12 protein-coding genes are annotated in these 18,916 nt (G+C 70.8%); 5 read left to right on the top strand and 7 right to left on the bottom strand.

The genetic code is table 11. The features are described 5' to 3' along the window. Positions 1 to 7 precede the first annotated feature (7 nt). The 6 genes from E4J16_RS04465 to E4J16_RS04440 form a co-directional block, all read right to left on the bottom strand. Positions 8 to 1,330 carry a glutamate-5-semialdehyde dehydrogenase gene (locus E4J16_RS04465; protein ID WP_136313373.1) on the bottom strand — a complete coding sequence of 441 codons (1,323 nt, stop codon included), beginning with the start codon at positions 1,328 to 1,330 and terminating at the stop codon, positions 8 to 10. Between the two features lie 467 nt (positions 1,331 to 1,797). Next, complete coding sequence (gene proB / locus E4J16_RS04460) at positions 1,798 to 2,970, bottom strand: glutamate 5-kinase (RefSeq protein ID WP_136192908.1); 1,173 nt, start codon at positions 2,968 to 2,970, stop codon at positions 1,798 to 1,800. 20 nt (positions 2,971 to 2,990) lie between these two features. After that, positions 2,991 to 4,553 carry a GTPase ObgE gene (gene obgE / locus E4J16_RS04455; RefSeq protein WP_136313372.1) on the bottom strand — a complete coding sequence of 521 codons (1,563 nt, stop codon included), beginning with the start codon at positions 4,551 to 4,553 and terminating at the stop codon, positions 2,991 to 2,993. 110 nt (positions 4,554 to 4,663) lie between these two features. Next, the gene (rpmA, locus tag E4J16_RS04450) at positions 4,664 to 4,921 is read right to left on the bottom strand and encodes a 50S ribosomal protein L27 (protein ID WP_136192792.1); all 258 of its coding nucleotides are present in this window, start codon (positions 4,919 to 4,921) and stop codon (positions 4,664 to 4,666) included. Positions 4,922 to 4,978: 57 nt separating this feature from the next. Further along, positions 4,979 to 5,299: a 50S ribosomal protein L21 gene (rplU, locus tag E4J16_RS04445; protein WP_136192791.1), complete on the bottom strand. Its 321-nt coding sequence runs from the start codon at positions 5,297 to 5,299 to the stop codon at positions 4,979 to 4,981. A 167-nt stretch (positions 5,300 to 5,466) separates the two neighbouring features. Continuing rightward, on the bottom strand, positions 5,467 to 8,232 hold the full coding sequence (locus E4J16_RS04440; RefSeq protein ID WP_136313371.1) for an Rne/Rng family ribonuclease: 2,766 nt from the start codon (positions 8,230 to 8,232) through the stop codon (positions 5,467 to 5,469). Positions 8,233 to 8,703: 471 nt separating this feature from the next. Here E4J16_RS04440 and E4J16_RS04435 point away from each other — a divergent pair, with 471 nt between their 5' ends. The 5 genes from E4J16_RS04435 to E4J16_RS04415 all read left to right on the top strand — a co-directional run bounded on the left by E4J16_RS04435 (position 8,704) and on the right by E4J16_RS04415 (position 18,096). Continuing rightward, positions 8,704 to 10,200, top strand: a complete 1,497-nt coding sequence (locus tag E4J16_RS04435; protein ID WP_136313370.1) for a cytochrome ubiquinol oxidase subunit I — start codon at positions 8,704 to 8,706, stop codon at positions 10,198 to 10,200. A gap of 31 nt (positions 10,201 to 10,231) precedes the next feature. Further along, the gene (gene cydB, locus E4J16_RS04430; RefSeq protein ID WP_136313369.1) at positions 10,232 to 11,359 is read left to right on the top strand and encodes a cytochrome d ubiquinol oxidase subunit II; all 1,128 of its coding nucleotides are present in this window, start codon (positions 10,232 to 10,234) and stop codon (positions 11,357 to 11,359) included. Between the two features lie 1,307 nt (positions 11,360 to 12,666). Beyond that, on the top strand, positions 12,667 to 14,415 hold the full coding sequence (gene cydD / locus E4J16_RS04425) for a thiol reductant ABC exporter subunit CydD (protein ID WP_204519938.1): 1,749 nt from the start codon (positions 12,667 to 12,669) through the stop codon (positions 14,413 to 14,415). After that, the gene (gene cydC / locus E4J16_RS04420) at positions 14,412 to 16,256 is read left to right on the top strand and encodes a thiol reductant ABC exporter subunit CydC (RefSeq protein ID WP_136192787.1); all 1,845 of its coding nucleotides are present in this window, start codon (positions 14,412 to 14,414) and stop codon (positions 16,254 to 16,256) included. The genes cydD and cydC overlap by 4 nt, the downstream gene beginning before the upstream one ends. Then, positions 16,249 to 18,096 (top strand): GAF domain-containing sensor histidine kinase, encoded by a 1,848-nt coding sequence (locus E4J16_RS04415; protein ID WP_136313368.1) that lies wholly within the window; start codon positions 16,249 to 16,251, stop codon positions 18,094 to 18,096. The genes cydC and E4J16_RS04415 overlap by 8 nt, the downstream gene beginning before the upstream one ends. Before the next feature lie 157 nt (positions 18,097 to 18,253). Here the strand turns inward: E4J16_RS04415 and E4J16_RS04410 are convergent, their stop codons facing one another. Further along, positions 18,254 to 18,907, bottom strand: coding sequence for a response regulator (locus E4J16_RS04410; RefSeq protein ID WP_136192785.1), 654 nt, complete (start codon positions 18,905 to 18,907; stop codon positions 18,254 to 18,256). Positions 18,908 to 18,916: the final 9 nt, after the last annotated feature.

The raw sequence follows: 18,916 nt of genomic DNA, 5'->3' as shown, positions 1-18,916 counted from the left end.
CGGGATGTCAGGGACGAACATGCCCCTCACCCTCTACGACCCACTTGGTGGTGGTCAGTGCCGCCAGCCCCATGGGGCCACGGGCGTGCAGCTTCTGGGTGGAGATGCCTAGCTCCGCGCCCAGTCCCAGCTGCCCGCCGTCGGTGAAGCGGGTGGAGGCGTTCACCATGATGGCGGCCGAGTCGACGCCGGCGACGAACCGGTTCATGGCCGTCACGTCCTGCGTCAAGATCGCCTCGGTGTGCCCGGTTGAATACGCGGTGATGTGCGCGATCGCATCGTCGATGGTGTCTACCACGCGCACCGCCAGGTCCAGGCTGCCGTACTCGGTCTGCCAGTCCGCCTCCGTGGCCTCCACAAGCAAGTCACCGCAGCCACGATCGGCCGCCTGCTCCTGGAGACACGCCCGCGCGGCGGCGTCGGCGTGCAGGGTGACGCCGCGCTCCCACAGGGCGTCCGCGGCGGCAGGCAGGTAGGCGGAGGCGGTGGAGCGGTGCACCAGCAGCGTCTCGGCGGCGTTGCACACCCCTACCCGCTGGGTCTTGGCGTTGACGATGATGTCGACCGCTGCGGCGAGATCCGCGCCTGCATCGACGTACACGTGGCAGTTGCCGGAGCCGGTCTCGATCACGGGCACGCTCGACTCCTCCACCACGGTACGGATCAGTCCCGCCCCGCCGCGCGGTACGAGCACGTCGATCAGGCCGCGCGCATGCATGAGGGCGGTGGCGCCGGCACGGCCCGCCGGATCAATGGTGGTGACCAGGTCGGCAGGCAGGCCCGCCGCCGTCAGGGCGTCGCGCAGCACGGTGATGATGGCGGCGTTGGTGTCCGCGGCCGCGCTACCGCCGCGCAGCACGACGGCGTTCCCGGACTTAAGGGTCAGGGCGGCCACGTCCACGGTGACGTTGGGGCGTGCCTCGTAGATCATGCCGACCACGCCCAGCGGCACCCGCACGCGCCGCACTCGCAGCCCGTTGGGCAGCGTCTGCCCGTCCACGATCTCGCCCACGGGGTCGGGCAGTGCGGCGATCTCTCTCAGCGAGTCGGAAATCGCGGCGATGCGATCGCCGTCCAGGGCGAGGCGGTCGATCAGTCCCGGCTTCATGCCGGCGGCGCGGGCACGTTCTAGGTCCTGCACATTGGCGGCGAGGATGAACTCGGCGCGAGCAGCCAGTGCGTCGGCCAGGGCGTGCAGGGCGGCATCCTTGCGTTCCCGATTGACGCCGGCCAGGGCGCGCTGGGCCTGGCGGGCGGCGCGAGCGGTGGTGGCAACGAGGGCCTCGGCGTCGTTGGCGGAGACGGAGGCGTCTACTTGGGAGATCGTCATGACAGTGACTCTAGCCGCACCCGCGCCGGGCGGGTAGGCGTCGGCCGACACTCGGCGTCGTGATTCTGCGACGAGGCCGTTGGCACGCGCGCCCGTAGCCACGTCCGCGGGCGGCTCCGACGTCGGTGTGGTGCGCGCCCCTCGGCCTGCGGGCAGCGCTTGTCCGAGATCGGCACAAACACCGTGTCCGGCACCGCTGGCCGAAACCAAAACCGTATGATTTCAACGATTATTCAGATGCTGTTGGTTGCGAGCGCCTCGTTTGTGCCGATTCCGGACATTTCTCCGCGGACCGGACGGTACCCTCACCACTTCTACCGACCTCGGCACGTAATATCTACCGACCTCAGTACGTAATATCTACCGACCTCAGTACGTAACGTCTACCGATCTCAGTACGTAACGTCTACCGACCTCGGCATGTAATATCTACCGATCTCGGCGAGGGGGAGGGCGGGGATGAGGTATCAGCCGCCGGCAGTGCGGGGCAGCTCGGCCAGGTCGTCGCGGTGTACCACCGGGGCCACATGGTCTCCGGGCGCGGGCGCTCCACGTCCCCGCGCGTCCAGCACCTCCTCGATCTCGGAGGCCGCATACCGGCAGATGCCGCGCGCAAGCACCCCCTGCGGGCCCACGATCTCAACCACCGAGCCGGACTCGAAGTCCCCATCAACGCCGACCACGCCCGGCAGCAGCAGGGACTTCTTACCCGCGGTAACGGCCTGAGCAGCCCCGGCATCAACCAGCACCCGCCCCTCGGGCATGGAGGCGTGCGCCATCCACAGCCGACGGCTGGAGCGATGCGGTCCGGTGGGGGCGAACCACGTCCCCAGGTCGGTCGGAATGGTGCGCCCGCCCAGCAGCCGAGGGGCGTCATCCGCGTCGGCGATGATCGTGGCCGTGCCGGAGGCGCAGGCGATCGTAGCCGCCTGCACCTTGGTGGCCATCCCGCCTGTGCCCAGTGCACCGGCGTCGCCGTCCACACGCACGCCCGCCAGCTCGCCGGCGCCGCCGACGTAGCGCACGGGGCGGGCATCGGGCGTGCCCGGGCGTGCAGTCCACATGCCGTCCACGTCCGTGAAAAGAATCAGCGCATCAGCCGTCACCAGATGGGACACGAGCGCCGCCAGGTGATCGTTGTCCCCCAGATTGAACTCGGTGGTGGCCACGGCGTCGTTCTCGTTGACCACGGGAACCGCCCCCATTGACAGCAGCGCATCGAAGGTGGCGCGCACCGTCCGGTAGTGGCTGCGCACGGCCACATCCTGCGCAGTCAGCAGCACCTGAGCGGTGACCACGCCGTACGCGCTCAGGGCGGTCTGCCAGCGTGAAACCAGCCGCCCCTGGCCGACGGAGGCAGCGGCCTGCAGCAGCCGCAGCTCGCCGGGGCGCGCGTCCAGCCCGAGCGGAACCAGGCCGGCTGCGACAGCACCGGAGGACACCAGCACCACGTCGTGGCCCCGGCGTCGCATGCCGGCCAGCAGGCCGGACAGGATGTCAATGCGGTTCAGGTCCAGGCCGCCGTCGGGGCGGGTCAGCGAGGAGGAGCCGACCTTGAGGACCACGCGCGAGCCCTCGGGCAGGGCCTCCGGGCGCGGGCCGTTACCGATATCGCCGCCAGTACCCGACCGGGTGCTCATGGCATCCACAGGTGCGCCGCTCATGCTTCCTCCCAGGTGGACGCGTCGGTCCACAGCCCCTTGTCCGCCTCATCACGCAGGGTTTGGCGCGCCGCCTCCTTGGCGTCCATCCAGTCGTGGTACTGCTCGCGGCGTTCAGCGTTGGTTCGGCGGTGACGGTCCTCCAGGCGGGCATCGGTGCCACGGGCACCCAGCAGCTCCGCGCCGGTGGTCATGGACGGCTCCCAGGTGAACACCACGCCCGTGTCGACATCCCCGATCAGGACGGTGTCCCCGGCGTGGGCGCCCGCCTTCGCCAGCTCGTCCTCGACGCCGCCCGCCGCCAGCCGGTCGGCCAGATAGCCGACGGCCTCGTCATTGGAGAAGTCGGTCTGGCGCACCCAGCGCTCGGGCTTGTCCCCCCGCACCTGGTAGACGGTGCCCTCGGCAGGGTGCTGGATGACCTCCACGGTGACTGCCGGCTGCGCGCCGCGTCGCCCGACCGGTGCCGGGCGGACGATGGGGCGTGCTTCCGCGACGGCGGCCGACGCCTGCGCACGGGCCTGCTCAACCAGCTCCGCCAGGGCGAAGGCCAGCCGTGACAGCCCCGCGTGGGAGACGGCGGAGACGGCGAACACCGGCAGGCCGCGCGCAGTCAAGTCCGCCTCCACCAGCTCGGCCAGTTCCGCCGCCTCGGGGACGTCCACCTTGGCGAGAACCACCACGCGGGGACGCTCCATCAGCGGGGGCAGCCCGGTCAGCGCCGGGTCCGCCTCATCGGCGCCCAGCCGCTCCGCATAGGCGGCCAGCTCCGTCTCGATGGTGTCGAAGTCGCTGAGCGGATCACGCCCCGGCTCCAGGGTGGCGCAGTCCAGCACGTGCACCACCACGGCGCAGCGCTCGATGTGGCGCAGGAACTCCAGGCCCAGGCCCTTGCCCTCGCTCGCCCCCGGGATCAGCCCGGGCACGTCCGCCATGGTGAAGCGCGTCTCCCCGGCCTCCACCACGCCCAGGTTGGGGGTGAGCGTGGTGAAGGGGTAGTCGGCGATCTTGGGGCGGGCGGCGCTCATGGCGGCAATCAGGGAGGACTTGCCGGCGCTGGGGTAGCCGACCAGGGCGACGTCGGCGACCGTCTTCAGCTCCAGGGTGACGTCACGGGCCTGGCCGGGCTCACCCAGCAGGTGGAAGCCCGGAGCCTTGCGCTTGGCGGAGGCGAGGGAGAAGTTGCCGCGGCCACCGGGACCGCCCTCGGCGACGACGACGCGCTCGCCGGCTGCGGTCAGGTCCGCCAGGACGGCACCGTCAGAGTCCTTTACCACGGTTCCCAGCGGCACCGGCAGCACCAGGTCCTCGCCGTCGGCGCCCCGGTGCCAGCCTCCCTGGCCGGGTGTGCCGGAGCCGGCGCGGCGATGCGGGGAACGGTGATAGGTCAGCAGGGTGGTGACGCGGGGGTCCGCGGACAGCACGACGCTGCCGCCGTGTCCGCCGTCACCGCCGTCGGGGCCGGCCAGCGGCTTGAACTTCTCACGGTGGATCGACGTGCAGCCGTGGCCGCCGTCGCCGCCGGCGACGTGCAGGACCACGCGGTCGATGAAGCTGGGCATGGGTGTCTCCTCGGGCTGGGTGGGGCGATCACCCCGGGACCGGCACGCGCGAGGGCGGACGGCCGAAGCCGCCCGCCCTCGCGGATGCAGTCATGATGCGTGAGGCCGATTCAGCCTTCGGCCGCGATGACGTTGACGACCTTGCGGTCGCGGAATCTACCGAAGTCAACGTTGCCGGCGGTCAGGGCGAACAGCGTGTCGTCCTTGCCGCGGCCGACGTTGTTGCCGGGGTGGAAGTGGGTGCCGCGCTGGCGGACGATGATCTCGCCGGCCTTGACGAACTGGCCGCCGAAGCGCTTCACACCGAGGCGCTGGGCGTTGGAGTCGCGGCCGTTGCGGGAGGAACCAAGACCCTTCTTGTGTGCCATATCGGGGCTTCTTTCTGTATCGCTGGTGCCTGAAGATGCTGCGGACGGGTGACCCGCTCAGCCGATCGCGGTGATCTTGACGGCGGTGAGCTTGGCGCGGTGACCCTGGCGCTTGCGGTAGCCCGTCTTGTTCTTGAACTTGAGGATGTTGATCTTGGGGCCCTTCTCGTCACCGACGATCTCAGCCTTCACGGAGGACTTGGCCAGGTCCGCCGCCGCAGCGGTCACCTTGTCTCCATCCACCAGCATGACGGGGGCGAGGGTGACCTCGTCGCCGACCTCGCCGGCAAGCTTGTCGACAACCACGACGTCACCGACGGAGACCTTCTCCTGACGGCCGCCGGCCTTGACGATCGCGTAGACCACTTGACTACTCATCTCTGTCGATTCTTCTAGCCGCCCGCTCCCGGGAGCACCGCTCCACCGCTGCGGTCGACTACTTGGGCAATGGTGCGGAACGCACCGCCGGATTACTTTATGCGATCCGGCGGGCGACACCAACCCGCGAACGCTTCTGGGGCCTGTGTTCTTCCGCACCCCGCAGTTCAGGACTGCGTCTGCGCAGGGTCGCCGACCGCCTCCTGACCCGCCGCCACGGCGCCTTCAGGGGCCTGTGAGCCGCCCTCCTCCGGCTGGGCGTGCTCGTGCGCATGCTCAGCGGCAGCGGCGATCTGGGCCAGCGCCCCGCGCACGGCGGAGCGGGCGGCCTCATCGCGCCCCTTCTCCTCGGACTCCTTGGGGGCCTTGGCGCCGCGGCCCGAGGACTTGGCCGACTTGGTGGCGGACTTCGCACCGGTCTTGGTCGCGGGCTTGGAACCACCCTCGCCGCGCCGCCCCCGGCCAGAGCTGTTTCCGCGCTGTGCCGATGCGGACATGTCCACGGCCTGGTTCTCCACCGGATGCTCGTGGACGATGAAGCCGCGCCCGCCGCAGCACTCGCACGGCGTGGAGAAAGCCTCCACCAGCCCCTGGCCGACCCGCTTGCGGGTCATCTGCACCAGCCCCAGCGAGGTGACCTCGGTGACCTGGTGCCGGGTGCGATCGCGGCCGAGGCACTCCACCAGGCGGCGCAGCACCAGGTCCCGGTTGGACTCCAGCACCATGTCCACGAAGTCGATCACCACCATGCCGCCGATGTCACGCAGCCGCAGCTGGCGGACGATCTCCTCGGCGGCCTCGAGGTTGTTGCGGGTGATGGTCTCCTCCAGGGTGCCGTCCGCGCCGCCGGTGAAGCGCCCGGTGTTGACGTCGATGACGGTCATGGCCTCCGTGCGGTCGATGATGAGCGTGCCGCCGCTGGGCAGCCAGACCTTGCGGTCGAAGCCCTTGGCGAGCTGCTCGTCGATACGGTGGGCGGTGAACACGTCCTCGGGGCTGACCCAGTGCTCCAGCCGGTCGGTCAGCTCCGGGCTGAGATCGCCGACGTAGGTGGAGATGGTCTTCCAGGCGTCGGGGCCCTGCACAATGAGCTTGCGGAAGTCCTCGTTGAACACGTCACGCACCACGCGCACGGCCAGCTCGGGCTCCTCCTTCAGCAGCACGGGCGCCTTGCCGGAGCCCTTGAGCACCTGGGAGGACTTCTTCTCAATCGACTCCCACTGGGACACCAGGCGCTTGATGTCGTCGGCGAGCTGCTCCTCCCCCGCGCCCTCCGCGGCGGTGCGCACGATCACGCCGGCGTCGTCGGGAACGATCCGCTTGAGGATCTTCTTCAGCCGGTTGCGCTCGGTGTCCGGGAGCTTGCGGGAGATGCCGGTCATGGTGCCGCCCGGCACCAGCACCAGGTAGCGGCCCGCCAGGGTGATCTGACTGGTCAGGCGGGCACCCTTGTGGCCGATGGGGTCCTTAGTGACCTGCACCAGCACGGTGTCGCCGCTGGACAGGGCGTCCTCGATACGGCGCGGCTTACCCTCCATGCCGGCGGCGTCCCAGTTGACCTCGCCGGCGTACAGGACCGCGTTACGTCCCTTGCCGATGTCCACGAATGCGGCCTCCATGGACGGCAGCACATTCTGTACGCGGCCTACGTAAACGTTGCCCACCAGCGAGGTCTGGGTGTGCCGGGCGACGTAGTGCTCCACCAGCAGACCGTCCTCCAGGACGGCGATCTGGTTCAGGCCGTCCTGCTCGCGCACCACCATCTGCCGGTCGACGCTCTCACGGCGGGCCAGGAACTCCGCCTCGGTGATGATGGGCCGACGGCGCCCGGCGGCGCGCCCCTCCCGACGCCGCTGGCGCTTGGCCTCCAGCCGGGTGGAGCCCTTCAGCGCGGTGATCTCATCCCGGACGTCCCGGGCGGAGTCGGAGCGGCTGCGGGAACGGCGGCGGCGTCGGCGCGAGGAGCCGACCGATGCCTCGGCGGCCTCCGAGGCGGCCTCGTCGGCGCTGTCGCTGCTCGTGGCGTCCGAGGTATCCGCTGGGTCGGCAGGCTGCTCACCGGCATCGACGCGCTCGTCCGCGCGGGAGCGGGCACGCCGGCCACGCCCACCGCGACGCCGCTTGCGGCGACCGTTGCCGGCCTCCTTCTCGCCGTCCTCCTCCCCGGACCGGGACTCGGTCTGCGCGTCCTCCGCAACGACGGCGTCCTGAGCCTCGACGGCGGCATCACCGCGGCGGCGCCGGGCAGGCCGGGCCTCCTCGACGTGTGCGGGCTCGGTGGAGGCCGCGGTCGCGCGCCGACGACGCCTCCGGGGTGCGGACTCGGCGGAGGACTCGCGCGCGGAGGCGGACCGGCGCTCCGAGCCCGCGGCCGCGTCGTCGTCCTGAGCACGCGGGGCGGAGGTCTTCTCCGGCTCCGCCTGCGGCGCCTTAACGGGAGTCGTCGTGCCCACGGTCACCTTGCGGCGGCGACGGCGGGCGAGCGCCGGATCGGGCGCCTGGAAGAGCAGCGAGGCCGCAGGCAGCCGCTGCTCGAGGTCCTCCGCCGCGTCCTCCTCCTCAGCGTCCGGTTCGTCGCCTGAGTCATCCGCCACCGCGGCAGCATCAGTCTCGGTGGCGTCCTCCGGGACGTCGCTTGCCGGGGCCTCCACAGCGGCATCCGCAGCCACTTCCGGTTCTGCGGCGGCGGAGTCCGCCGACTGGGCCGCCTCCGCCGGCTCCACCGTGGTCAGGGGGGAGCCGTCCTCGGCCGCGGTCGACGCCGGGGCGGTAACGGTAGTCTCGTGCCGGCGCGCGGGAGCGGCGGGCTCGGGCGCGGTCGCCGCCGCCGTCACCCGGCGGTGCCGCCGAGCGGGGCGCCGGAGGGCGTCTCCGTCCTGGGCACCCTGCGAGGGCGCGGTCGAGTCGGTTGAGCGCGATGACGATGGGGACATGGGTCTATCTGCACTTTCGGGCGCTACAGCTCCGCCGTACCCGCGGCGCCGTGGCGCGGTCATGCTCCCCTGCGGGGAGCCAAAAAGCTTACGCGTGCGCCTTGCGGCGCCGGCCTGCGGCGGAACTCGCACATGCGGAAGTGCGGCGGCGCGTGATGCGGCGCAAGTCTTCCGGGCGGTCTCGGCCGAGGTTCGGACACCGGTTACCGGTACGGGGCGGCCGGTGCCAGGGCGAGTATCCCACAGGTGTGCGCCCGCCGGGCGACGCCGCCTCGGGTCACACCGTCGTCTCGCCGACGGCGGACACCGCCTCCGTGGTTCGTGGCGGCCGGGCCTCGACGGCCGCCAGGTAACGAGTTCCACTTGTTCCCGACACGCCGTCATCTGCCGCCTATACTGAGCCTATCCCCCAAGGAATCCTCCTTAGGATCCTCTTATATTTACCGTGGTTCCTCGCGAAAGGCGGCGCAGATGGGCCTTGTTCCGATGGCGCTCGACTCCCTCGACGTAGCTCGATGGCAGTTCGGCATCACCACCGTCTACCACTTCATCCTGGTGCCGTTGACGATCGGCCTGTCCCCGCTCGTGGCTCTCATGGAAACCCTCCATCTGCGCACCGGCAAGGAGCAGTGGCGCACGGCCGCACACTTCTTCGGCAACCTCCTGCTGATCAACTTCGCACTCGGCGTCGCCACCGGCATCGTGCAGGAGTTCCAGTTCGGCATGAACTGGTCGGAGTACTCCCGGTTCGTAGGAAACATCTTCGGGGCGCCCTTGGCCTTCGAGGCACTGCTGGCCTTCTTCATGGAGTCCACCTTCCTTGGCCTGTGGATCTTCGGCCGGGACCGCCTGTCCCCCAAGTTGCACAACCTGTGCATCTGGATGGTCGCCCTGGGCACCAACATCTCCGCGTTCTTCATCCTCGCGGCCAACTCCTGGATGCAGCACCCGGTCGGCGCCGTCGTCAACCCGGAGACCGGCCGTGCCGAGCTGGACGGCATCGGCGGGTTCTTCGAAGTGCTCGGCAACAAGATCCTGTGGGTGACGGTGGCACACGTGATCTCCTCCGCCTTCCTGGTAGCGGGAGCACTGATACTCGGGGTGTCCGCGTGGTGGATGGTCAAGGCCGCCCGCGCGCAGCAGGACTTCGAGGCGCGCCACGTATGGCGGCGCATGACCCGCTTCGGAGCCGTCACCATGCTCATCGCCGGGTTCCTCACCCTCGGCTCGGGCCATGTGCAGGGCCAGCTCGTGGCCGAGGAGCAGCCCGCCAAGATGGCTGCGGCGGAGATGCTTTGCGAGACCGAGTCCGGGGCGGGCTTCACCGTGGCCGCCTTCGGCAGCTGCGCCGACGGCACCGCCACTCACCTGATCACCGTCCCGTACGTGTACTCCTTCATGGCCACCAACGATCCGCACGCCGAGATCATGGGCCTCAATGACGCCCAGGAGATGTACGCCGAGCGCTACGGCGCGGGCGTGGACTACACCCCCAACGAGATGGTCACCTTCTGGTCCTTCCGACTCATGATCGGCCTGGGCACGCTCGCCGTGGCGATCGGCGCGGCTGCGCTGTGGCTCACGCGCCGGGACCGCCTGGTCACCTCCCGGCTGTTGGGCAGGCTCGCCCTCGGCAGCGTGTGGCTGCCATTCGTCGCCTCCTCCTTCGGGTGGATCATGACCGAGATTGGCCGCCAGCCCTGGGTGGTGGTGCCAAACCTCGCCGATCCCGTCTCCCAGGTGTACATGCTCACCGCCGACGGCGTGTCCTCCGTGGTGTCCTCCGGAACCGTGCTGACCTCCCTGATCGTCTTCACGCTGCTGTACGCCGCACTCGGAGTCATCTGGTTCCTGCTGCTGCGCCGCTATGTCCGCGAGGGCGTACAAGCCCAGGTGGCCGACGCCACGGACGCCACCACCGACAACGGCCCGGGTGAGCAGATGCCCCCGCTGTCCTTCCAGTACTGATTGCCGCTACGACTAGCCCGTGGAGCCCGCCGTGACACTCTCCGTCCTCTGGTTCATCCTCATTGCGATCCTCTGGGTCGGGTACCTGACCCTCGAGGGCTTCGACTTCGGCGTCGGAATGCTGCTGAAGATCCTTGGCCGCGACGAGCGCGAGCGCCGCGCCCTGGTACGCACCATCGGCCCGCACTGGGACGGCAACGAGGTCTGGCTGCTTACTGCCGGCGGCGCTACCTTCGCCGCGTTCCCCGAGTGGTACGGCACGCTGTTCTCCGGCGCCTACCTGGTGCTGCTCGTCATCCTGCTGTGCCTGATCGTGCGCGTATGCGCCATCGAGTGGCGCGGCCGCATCAACGACCAGGCCTGGCGCGACCGCTGGGACTGGGCGCACACGGTGGCCGCCTGGCTGCCCGCGATCCTGTGGGGCGCCGCCTTCGCGAACCTGGTGCAGGGCATGAAGATCGAGGTGGTCGACACCGCCACCGGTGCGCCCGTGCCGGCCGCCGAAGTACCCGCGGACGCGCTGATCGCCGGCGCATCACACCAGGTCACCGGCGGCTTCCTCAGCCTGTTGACGCCCTTCACGCTGCTGGGCGGGGCCGCCACCTGCCTGTTGTTCCTCACCCACGGGGCCCTGTTCATCACCCTCAAGACGGCGGGCGATCTTTCCCAGCGGGCGGCGGCCTTCGCCCGACGCTGCGGAATCGTCTCCACGCTTGCAGCCGCCGTCTGGGGGGTGTGGGCGGTCGGCTACTCGGCCAGCGCCTGGGCCTGGCTCCCGCTGGCCGCGGCCGCCGCAGCACTAGTGGGCTCCCTGGTCTGCTCCTACCGCGGCCGCCAGGGACTCGCCTTCGGTCTGCACTTCGCCGCGATCGCCGGCGTGGTCATTCTCGTCTTCACGGCTATGGCTCCCAACGTGATGCGCTCCTCGATCGACCCCGCCTACTCGCTGACCATTACTCAGGCGGCCTCCGCCGACACCACGCTGGCGATCATGACCGTGGTTGCCGTCGTCTTCCTGCCGGTGGTGCTCTTCTACACCATCTGGGGATACCGGACCTTCGCGGCCCGAATCAACGCGGAGCGGATCGACCCCACCGTGGGCGGTCTGCACCCCACGCGGGTGCGTGACAACGCCCAGCCCGCGCCCGGTGATCACTGAAGGCGCGCTGATCGCTGACACCGCCGTCGGCCCTCCGACGGCCAGCCCGCGGTGCCCTTAACACCGTCAACGGCCCGCAGCCATTCAGCAGACCGCTAACGGGCGTAGTACACGGGCAACTGACGTAGCCGACGCACCCAGCCCTCCAACGCCCACGCCCCGCGAGCCGAAGCTCATTGGATTCGCTTGACGCTTGAACGGCGAAACCGCATAAACCAACCCCAGCCTGCCCGCCCCAGAATCTCACAACTACTGGCACTCCCAGATGCCGTGAGACCAGACAGTCCCAGAAGCCGTGAGGCAACACATCGGTGCGAATGTTTGTTTTAGCCCGGCGGCGTGCGGAAGCGGGGTGAGCATCACCGCCACCGGAGCCATCGGCACGAACGTAGCGCTATCGGCACGACCGTGGGGCTCTGGACCGGCGCGCCGCGGGGCGCCGCGCTGAACCACACCCCCCTGATACTCCCGACCTTCACCCACTATCTCAACGAAAAACCCCGATCGCGCACACGTATTCACGCCGATAACCCGGAAGGAGGTGAGGCTGTATCCAAGCCGAGGGACCGGCATGACAATCCGACGGCCCTCCGTCGTGCCCCCACCGCGCCTAACGGCACCGGCTGGACCGGCCCGGAGTACGAGGTGTGGGTCGGCGCGGTGAACACCATCTTCTGGAGCTAGGTCCGGTTGTGTGAGTGCTCGGGTGGCGGTGCGCGGCCGGGTATCGGTGTGCGCGGTTGGGTGTCTGCGTGCGTGGCCGTCGAGCCTGCCCGTTGGACCCCTGTCCCCCCGTTGGACCCCTGCGCCCCCGTTGGACCGCCGTAGCCGCTGGTTACAGCGGTCCAACGGGAAGTGAGCGGTCCATCGGGAAGTGAGCGGTCCATCGGGGCGTGAGCGGTCCAACCAGGGCGGTGCAAGCCACTCGCCCCCTCCGGCGGGCACACGCAGTCCACTCAAACTACGGGCCCCGCAGCCACCAGCTGCGCCCAGCTCGCCATCCGCCACCAGACCACCACCCACATCACCGGCACCGCCCCACCACAAACGAACTACGGACACGACCTGGAGGAGCTGTTCCGCTCCAGCGCCACCACAGCCCCACTGGTGAACTGAACCGCCTGCTTAGGGGAACAATCCGGCTGCCACCGGGTGACTTCCCACCCTCACGCCGCTCGGCCTCCCGACAGACCAGCGGATAACGCGATGGCCGGCACTGTAGACGCGGCGAGCTCCCCCGCTGCGGCAATCCCTCCAGAGAGCCCGCTCCCGGGACCACGGTCCCACTCCAGCACTATGCTGTGGGGGTGAAGCCGTTGGACCCCCGACTCATGCGGTACGCAGCCGCGGCACGGCGCTACATCGCCACGACGGCGGTTACGGGCGCGCTCACCGCGCTGCTCGTCGTCGCCCAGGCCTGGCTGATCTCCCGGGCCATCTCCCCGGTCATCACCGGGAACGCCACCCTCGCCACCGTGACACCCACGATCGCGGCGCTGGCCGGAGTGGTGACGGCCCGGGCACTGGTGCTGTACGTGCAGGAGTCGCGCGCCCACCGCGCCGCCACCGACGTCACCGTCGACCTACGCCGCCAAGTACTGCGCCACGCCGCCGCCCTGGGGCCGCGCTGGCGAGCCGTCCACGGGGCGGACACCGCCACCCTGCTCACCCGCGGCCTGGACGACCTCGAGCCCTACTTCACCCGCTACCTGCCACAGCTGCTGCTCGCTGCCACAGTCACCCCCGCCACCGGCCTGGTGCTACTCGCCCAGGACCTGCCGTCCGCGATCGCGGTGGCCTGCACGATTCCGCTGATCCCGGTATTCATGATCCTGATCGGCCGCCTCACTCAGACCCACTCCGAGGCCCGACTGCACACCATGGAGCGCCTGGGCAGTCAGCTGCTCGATCTGCTCGCGGGCCTGCCCACTCTCAAGGCGCTGGGCCGCCAGGCCGGCCCCGCCAGGCGGGTGCGCGAGCTCGGCCGCGCCTACAACGCCACCACCATGTCCACGCTGCGAGTGGCCTTCCTGTCCGGGGCTGTTCTGGAGTTCATCACCACCCTGTCTGTGGCGATCGTCGCCGTCGAGGTCGGCTTCCGGCTGCTGTACGGGCGCATGGACCTGGCCACCGGCCTGCTGGTCATCATGATCACCCCTGAGGTGTACCAGCCGCTGCGCCAGGTCGGCTTCCACTTCCACGCCTCCGCCAATGGCGTGGCGGCCGCCGATGCGGTCTTCACCGTGCTTGAGCAGCACGTCCCCGTCCCGGGCACGCGGCCCGCGCCCGACCTGCGCACGGCACGCATCGAGTTCGAGCGGGTGTCCGTGGCCGCCCGCGGCGCCTGGGCGCCCGCCGGCCTGACAACGACGATCCGCCCGGGCCGGGTGGTGGCACTGACCGGCGCCTCCGGTGCGGGCAAGAGCACTACTGCCCAGCTGCTGCTGGGCCTTCTGCCTCCCGACCGGGGTCGGGTGCGGGTGGTCGCCCCCGACGGGGCGGCGATGGACCTGGCCGACATCTCCCCCGCGTCCTGGTGGGAGCAGATCGCCTGGGTGCCGCAGCGCCCCGTGATCGTGCCCGGCACGCTGCTGGACAACGCACTCGGCAGCGAGCCCGGCACCTCGCCTGCCGGCCCCGCCCCGGTCCCTCCCCCGCTGGAAGCCGCCGCCACGGCCACCGGCTTCGACGAGGTCCTCGCCGCCCTGCCGGACGGTTGGCGCACGCGCGTGGGCCAGGGCGGGGTGGGCCTGTCCGTGGGGCAGCGCCAGCGCCTGGCCCTGACCCGCGCCCTGGCCGACGACGCCCCCCTGGGGCTGCTCGACGAGCCCACCGCCCACCTCGACGCCGGCAGCCAGGCTCGGGTGCTCGATGCCGTCTGCGCGCTGCGCGACGCCGGCCGCACCGTCGTGGTGATCGCCCACCGGGCGGCGCTGGTGGCCCTGGCCGACGACGTCGTCGAAGTGGTCTCCCGCCCCCGGCCCGAGGCGGAGCCGCCGGGCGCCTCCCCCGCAGCCGGAATGGACGAGCTCGTGTTCTCGGGAGGAGACCGATGAGCCTCGCACTGACGCCCGCGGAGCGGCACGCCCTGCGCCGTGCGGTGGCCCTGCTCGACCTGGACGGCGCCCGCTTCGCCGCATCCGTCGCCCTGGGCGCCCTGGGACTGGCCAGCGCCGTCGGCCTGGCCGCGGTGGCCGCATGGATGATCGCCCGCGCCTCCCAGACACCGGAGGTGGTGGCCCTCGGGGTGGCGCCGGTGGCGGTGCGACTGTTCGGCATCTCCCGCTCCGTGCTGCGCTACTGCGAGCGGCTGGCATCCCACGACACGGCGCTGCGGGGCATGAGCGCGCTGCGCACCCGCGTGTACGAGATCCTGGCCGAGGCCCGTACCGACACGGTCGCCGGGCTGCGGCGCGGGGAGGTGCTGGCTCGGGTCGGCGCAGACGTCGACGCCGTCGGCGACCTGGTGGTGCGCTCGCTGCTGCCGCTGGCGGTGGCGGTGGTACTTGGCCTGGGCACCAGCCTGGGGGTGGCACTCGTGTACGCGCCGGCGGGGCTGATCCTGGCGGCGTGCCTCCTGCTGTCCGGTGTGGCCGGACCGCTGTTGACCATCCGTTCCGCCCGCGCCGCCGAGCTGGCGCGGCAGCAGCACTCCACCGAGCTGGCTGCCACCGTCATGAATGTGCTCGACGGCGCCGATGAGCTGCGCGTATCCGGGCGCATGCCGCACACCATGGCCGACCTGGCCCGGCTGGAGTCGCACCTGGCCTCCACCCGGGACCGGGCCGCCCGTCCGGCGGCGCTGGCCGCCGTCATGGACGGCGTCGCCATGGGGCTGGCGGTGCTGGGCAACATGGTGGTGGGTGCCCAGGCCGTCTCCGACGGCCGGCTGGCACCGGTGTGGCTGGCGGTGGTGGTCCTGGTGCCACTGAGCGCCTTCGAGGCCTCCGCCGCGCTGGGGCCGGCCTCCGTCCAGCTAGTCGCCTCTGCGGGTGCGGCCGTGCGCCTGGTTGCGCTCATCGAGGATGCTGAGGTCGGCGCCGCCACCGCACCAGCACCGCAGCCGCTGCCGACCGTGGGCGCCGCCGGGCCGAAGCTGCGGGCCCGCGACCTCGCAGTGGGCTGGCCGGGCGGAGAGGTGGTCGCCACGGGCATCAGCCTGGATCTGGTGCCGGGACGCCGTCTGGCGGTGGTGGGGCCCTCCGGGGTGGGAAAGACCACGCTGCTGCTCACCCTCGCCGGCCTGTTGGAGCCGCTGGGCGGGGAGCTGACCCTGGACGGCGTACCACCGTGGGCCGCGGAGCGGGCCGAAGCCGCCGGACGCATCAGCCTCACCGCGGAGGACGCGCACGTGTTCGACACCACCGTGCTGGAGAACCTGCGCGTCGCCGACGGCACCCTCACCCCGGAGCGGGCCGAGGACCTGCTGCGGCGCTCCGGCCTGGGTGACTGGTTGGCGCATCTGCCCGCGGGGTTGAGCACCCGCCTGGGCGCGAATGCCACGACGGTGTCCGGCGGCGAGCGCCGTCGTCTGCTGCTGGCCCGTGCCCTGGCCGCCCCGGCCCCGCTGATGCTGCTGGATGAGCCCGGGGAGCACCTGGATGCCGCCACCGCCGACCTGCTGGTGGGGGACTTGCTGGGGGCGGGCACCGCGCAGGCGCCCGGCTCCCCCGGTGGGGACTCCGAATCCGCCGCACCGTCCCGTGGCATCCTTCTGGTCACCCACCGCCTGTCCGGACTTGCGGCGGCGGATGAGGTGCTCATCCTGGGCCGCCCGGACGACGCTCCGCCGGGTTCACCCGCAACCATCACTCGTCGCGGCACCCACGCGGACCTGGCCGCCGACGACCCCGAGTACCGCTGGTCCCTAGAGCAGGAGCAGGACACGCATGTCTGAGACACCCTCATACCCCGGTATCCCCGCCCAGCACAGCACGGTCGACGCGCCGGCCGGCAGCAGCGTCCGCCTATTCCGGGCGGCCCTGCGCCTGACCAGTTCGTTGAAGGTCCCGGAGGCCCTGAACCGGCTCGTTGACTCCGCCTGCGCCCTGACCGGTGCCGCCTGGGGGACGATCGCCGCGCCGAGGTCCGCCGACCCCGCCACCGCCGCCTCACTCACCACCGGCCCCGCCACCGCCTCCGCCGACGAGCTTGCGAGCATGCTGGTGGGGGCGCCCGGCGCCGGTCCGGAGGACTCCGGGGTACTCGTCCGCAACCGCCCCGGCGACGGCGAACGCTGCGGAGCCATCCTGTCCGTGCCACTGCGGGTGCGCGGGCAGGTCTACGGCCGCCTGTACCTGTGTGACAAGCACGGCGGATTCACCGAGGCCGACGTCACTGCGGTGCTGACGCTCGCGGAGGCGGCCGCCGTGGCACTGGAGAACGCCCGCCTGTATCGGGAGGCGCGCGACCGCGAGCAGTGGATGGTGGTCTCCCAGGAGCTGACCACGATGCTGCTGTCCGGCGCGGACGAGGACGACGCCCTGACCCTGATCGCGCGCCGGGTCCGTGAGGTCGCGCATGCGGACACCTCCGCCCTGGTGCTCCCCAGCGTGGGCGACAGCTGGATCTGCGAGATCGCCGACGGGGAGCACGCCGACGAGCTGGTGGGGACCTTCTTCCCCCCGGAGGGGCGCGCCCTGAAGACGCTGACGCGCCGCAACGGGCTGATTGAGGACTCGCTGGCGGACGCCTGGGGCGCCTCCGACCTGCTGGTTCAGGAACTGTCCCAGTTCGGGCCGGCGCTGTATGCGCCCATGATCCACCGGGGCCGCGGCGTGGGCGTGATGCTGTTGCTGCGCGCCCAGGGCGCCGAGCGCTTCACCCAGCAGGACCTCGAGATCGCCGAGCTCGTCGCCGGTCAGGCGACCATGGCCTTCGAGCTGGCCGATGCCCAGCACGCCGAGGAGATGGCCACGCTCCTGGACGAGCGGGCTCGCATCGGCCGCGACCTGCACGACTTGGCGATCCAGCAGCTGTTCGCAACCGGGATGCAGATATCGGCTGCTCGTGACCGGCTCAAGCAGGAGAGCGCCGCATCCGGCACCGACATGACGGTGGCCTGTCAGGCGCTGGAGGCGTCCCTGGCCGCGGTGGACGACTCAGTGCGGCAGATCCGCTCGATCGTGCGGTCTCTGCGGGACCGCGACGAGGATGTCAGTGTGGTCGAGCGACTGCGGCGCGAGGCCTCCTTGGCCCGCACGTCGTTGGGATTCGCGCCCTCCCTGATCCTCACAGTGGACGGGCACGGCCTGGCGCAGGCGGAGCGTGAACAGGAGGATGAGCTGATCGGGATGATCGATGCGACGGTTGAGCCGGACATAGCCGACGACATCGTCGCCGTGGTGCGGGAGGGCCTGTCCAATGTGGCCCGGCACGCCAGGGCCTCCTCGGTAACCGTGGACGTGAAGGTGGAGGGACTGCTCGCCTCACAGCCGCCGGCCGGCCAGGACGGCGCCGCCTCGGGCGACGCCGAGCCCTTCCAGGGTGCACCGGTGGTGGAGGTGGTGTGCCGCGACGACGGCGTGGGCGTGGACCCGACGGTCACGCGCCGCTCCGGTACCGCCAACATGGCCGAGCGGGCTCGCCGCCACGGCGGCAGCTTCGTGATCGGCCCGCGGGCCCGCTCCGACGGCGAGCGCCGGGGAACCTGCTTCACCTGGCGGGTGCCCCTGCAGCAGCCCCGCACGGTGCCCGGCCTTGACCTGGGCCTGGAGCCCGGGCGCCTGGGCGCCTAACCGCCCAAATCACCGAGGTCGGTAGATCTTACGTACCGAGGTCGGTAGAAGTTACATGCCGAGGTCGGTAGAAGTTACATGCCGAGGTCGGTAGATCTTACGTACCGAGGTCGGTAGATCCGGCGGGGCCCGCTCGGGAGCGGCCCGCTGGCGCCGACTACTTGCGCCGCCAACCGGAGGCGCGCTGGCCGGCGACCCACGCCGCCACCTGGGTACGCCGCTGCAGGCCCATTTTGGCCAGCAGGGAGGTGATGTGGTTCTTGACGGTCTTCTCAGCGACCCCGAGCCGCTCGCCGATCTCCCGGTTCGACAGGCCATCGCCGATCAGCTCGAGCACCTTGCGTTCGGCGTTGGTCAGGTCTGCGGTGGGGTCGTCGTGATCCGCACGACGGCGCGTCACGGTGCGCTCGTCGAGCAGGACCCTGCCGGAGGCGACGGCACGTACCACATCGCTGATCTCGGCTCCGTGGACGGTTTTGAGCAGGTAGGCGCGTGCACCGGCGTCGAGCGACTCCGCCAGGGCCTCATCATCATCGAAGGAGGTCAGCACAATCGGTAGGGCGTCGGGAACGGACTCGCGCAGCGCCTGCATGAGTTCGATTCCGGTGCCGTCGGGCAGCTGCAAGTCCACCAGCACCACGCTCGGGCGCATGAGCTCGGCGCGGCGGATGGCCTCGGCCTTGGACCCGGCCTCGGCGACGACGTCGAGCCCGTCCGCACGCTCAATGATCTCAGCAATGCCGCGGCGGACGATCTCATGGTCGTCCACGATCATGACGCGAACCGTCTCAGGTCCGGAAGCAGTCTGCATGGGCAGGAG

It is taken from the genome of Actinomyces procaprae (genome assembly GCF_004798665.1).
GTDB lineage: Bacteria > Actinomycetota > Actinomycetes > Actinomycetales > Actinomycetaceae > Actinomyces > Actinomyces procaprae.
This window is presented reverse-complemented; position numbering and strand designations above follow the sequence as displayed.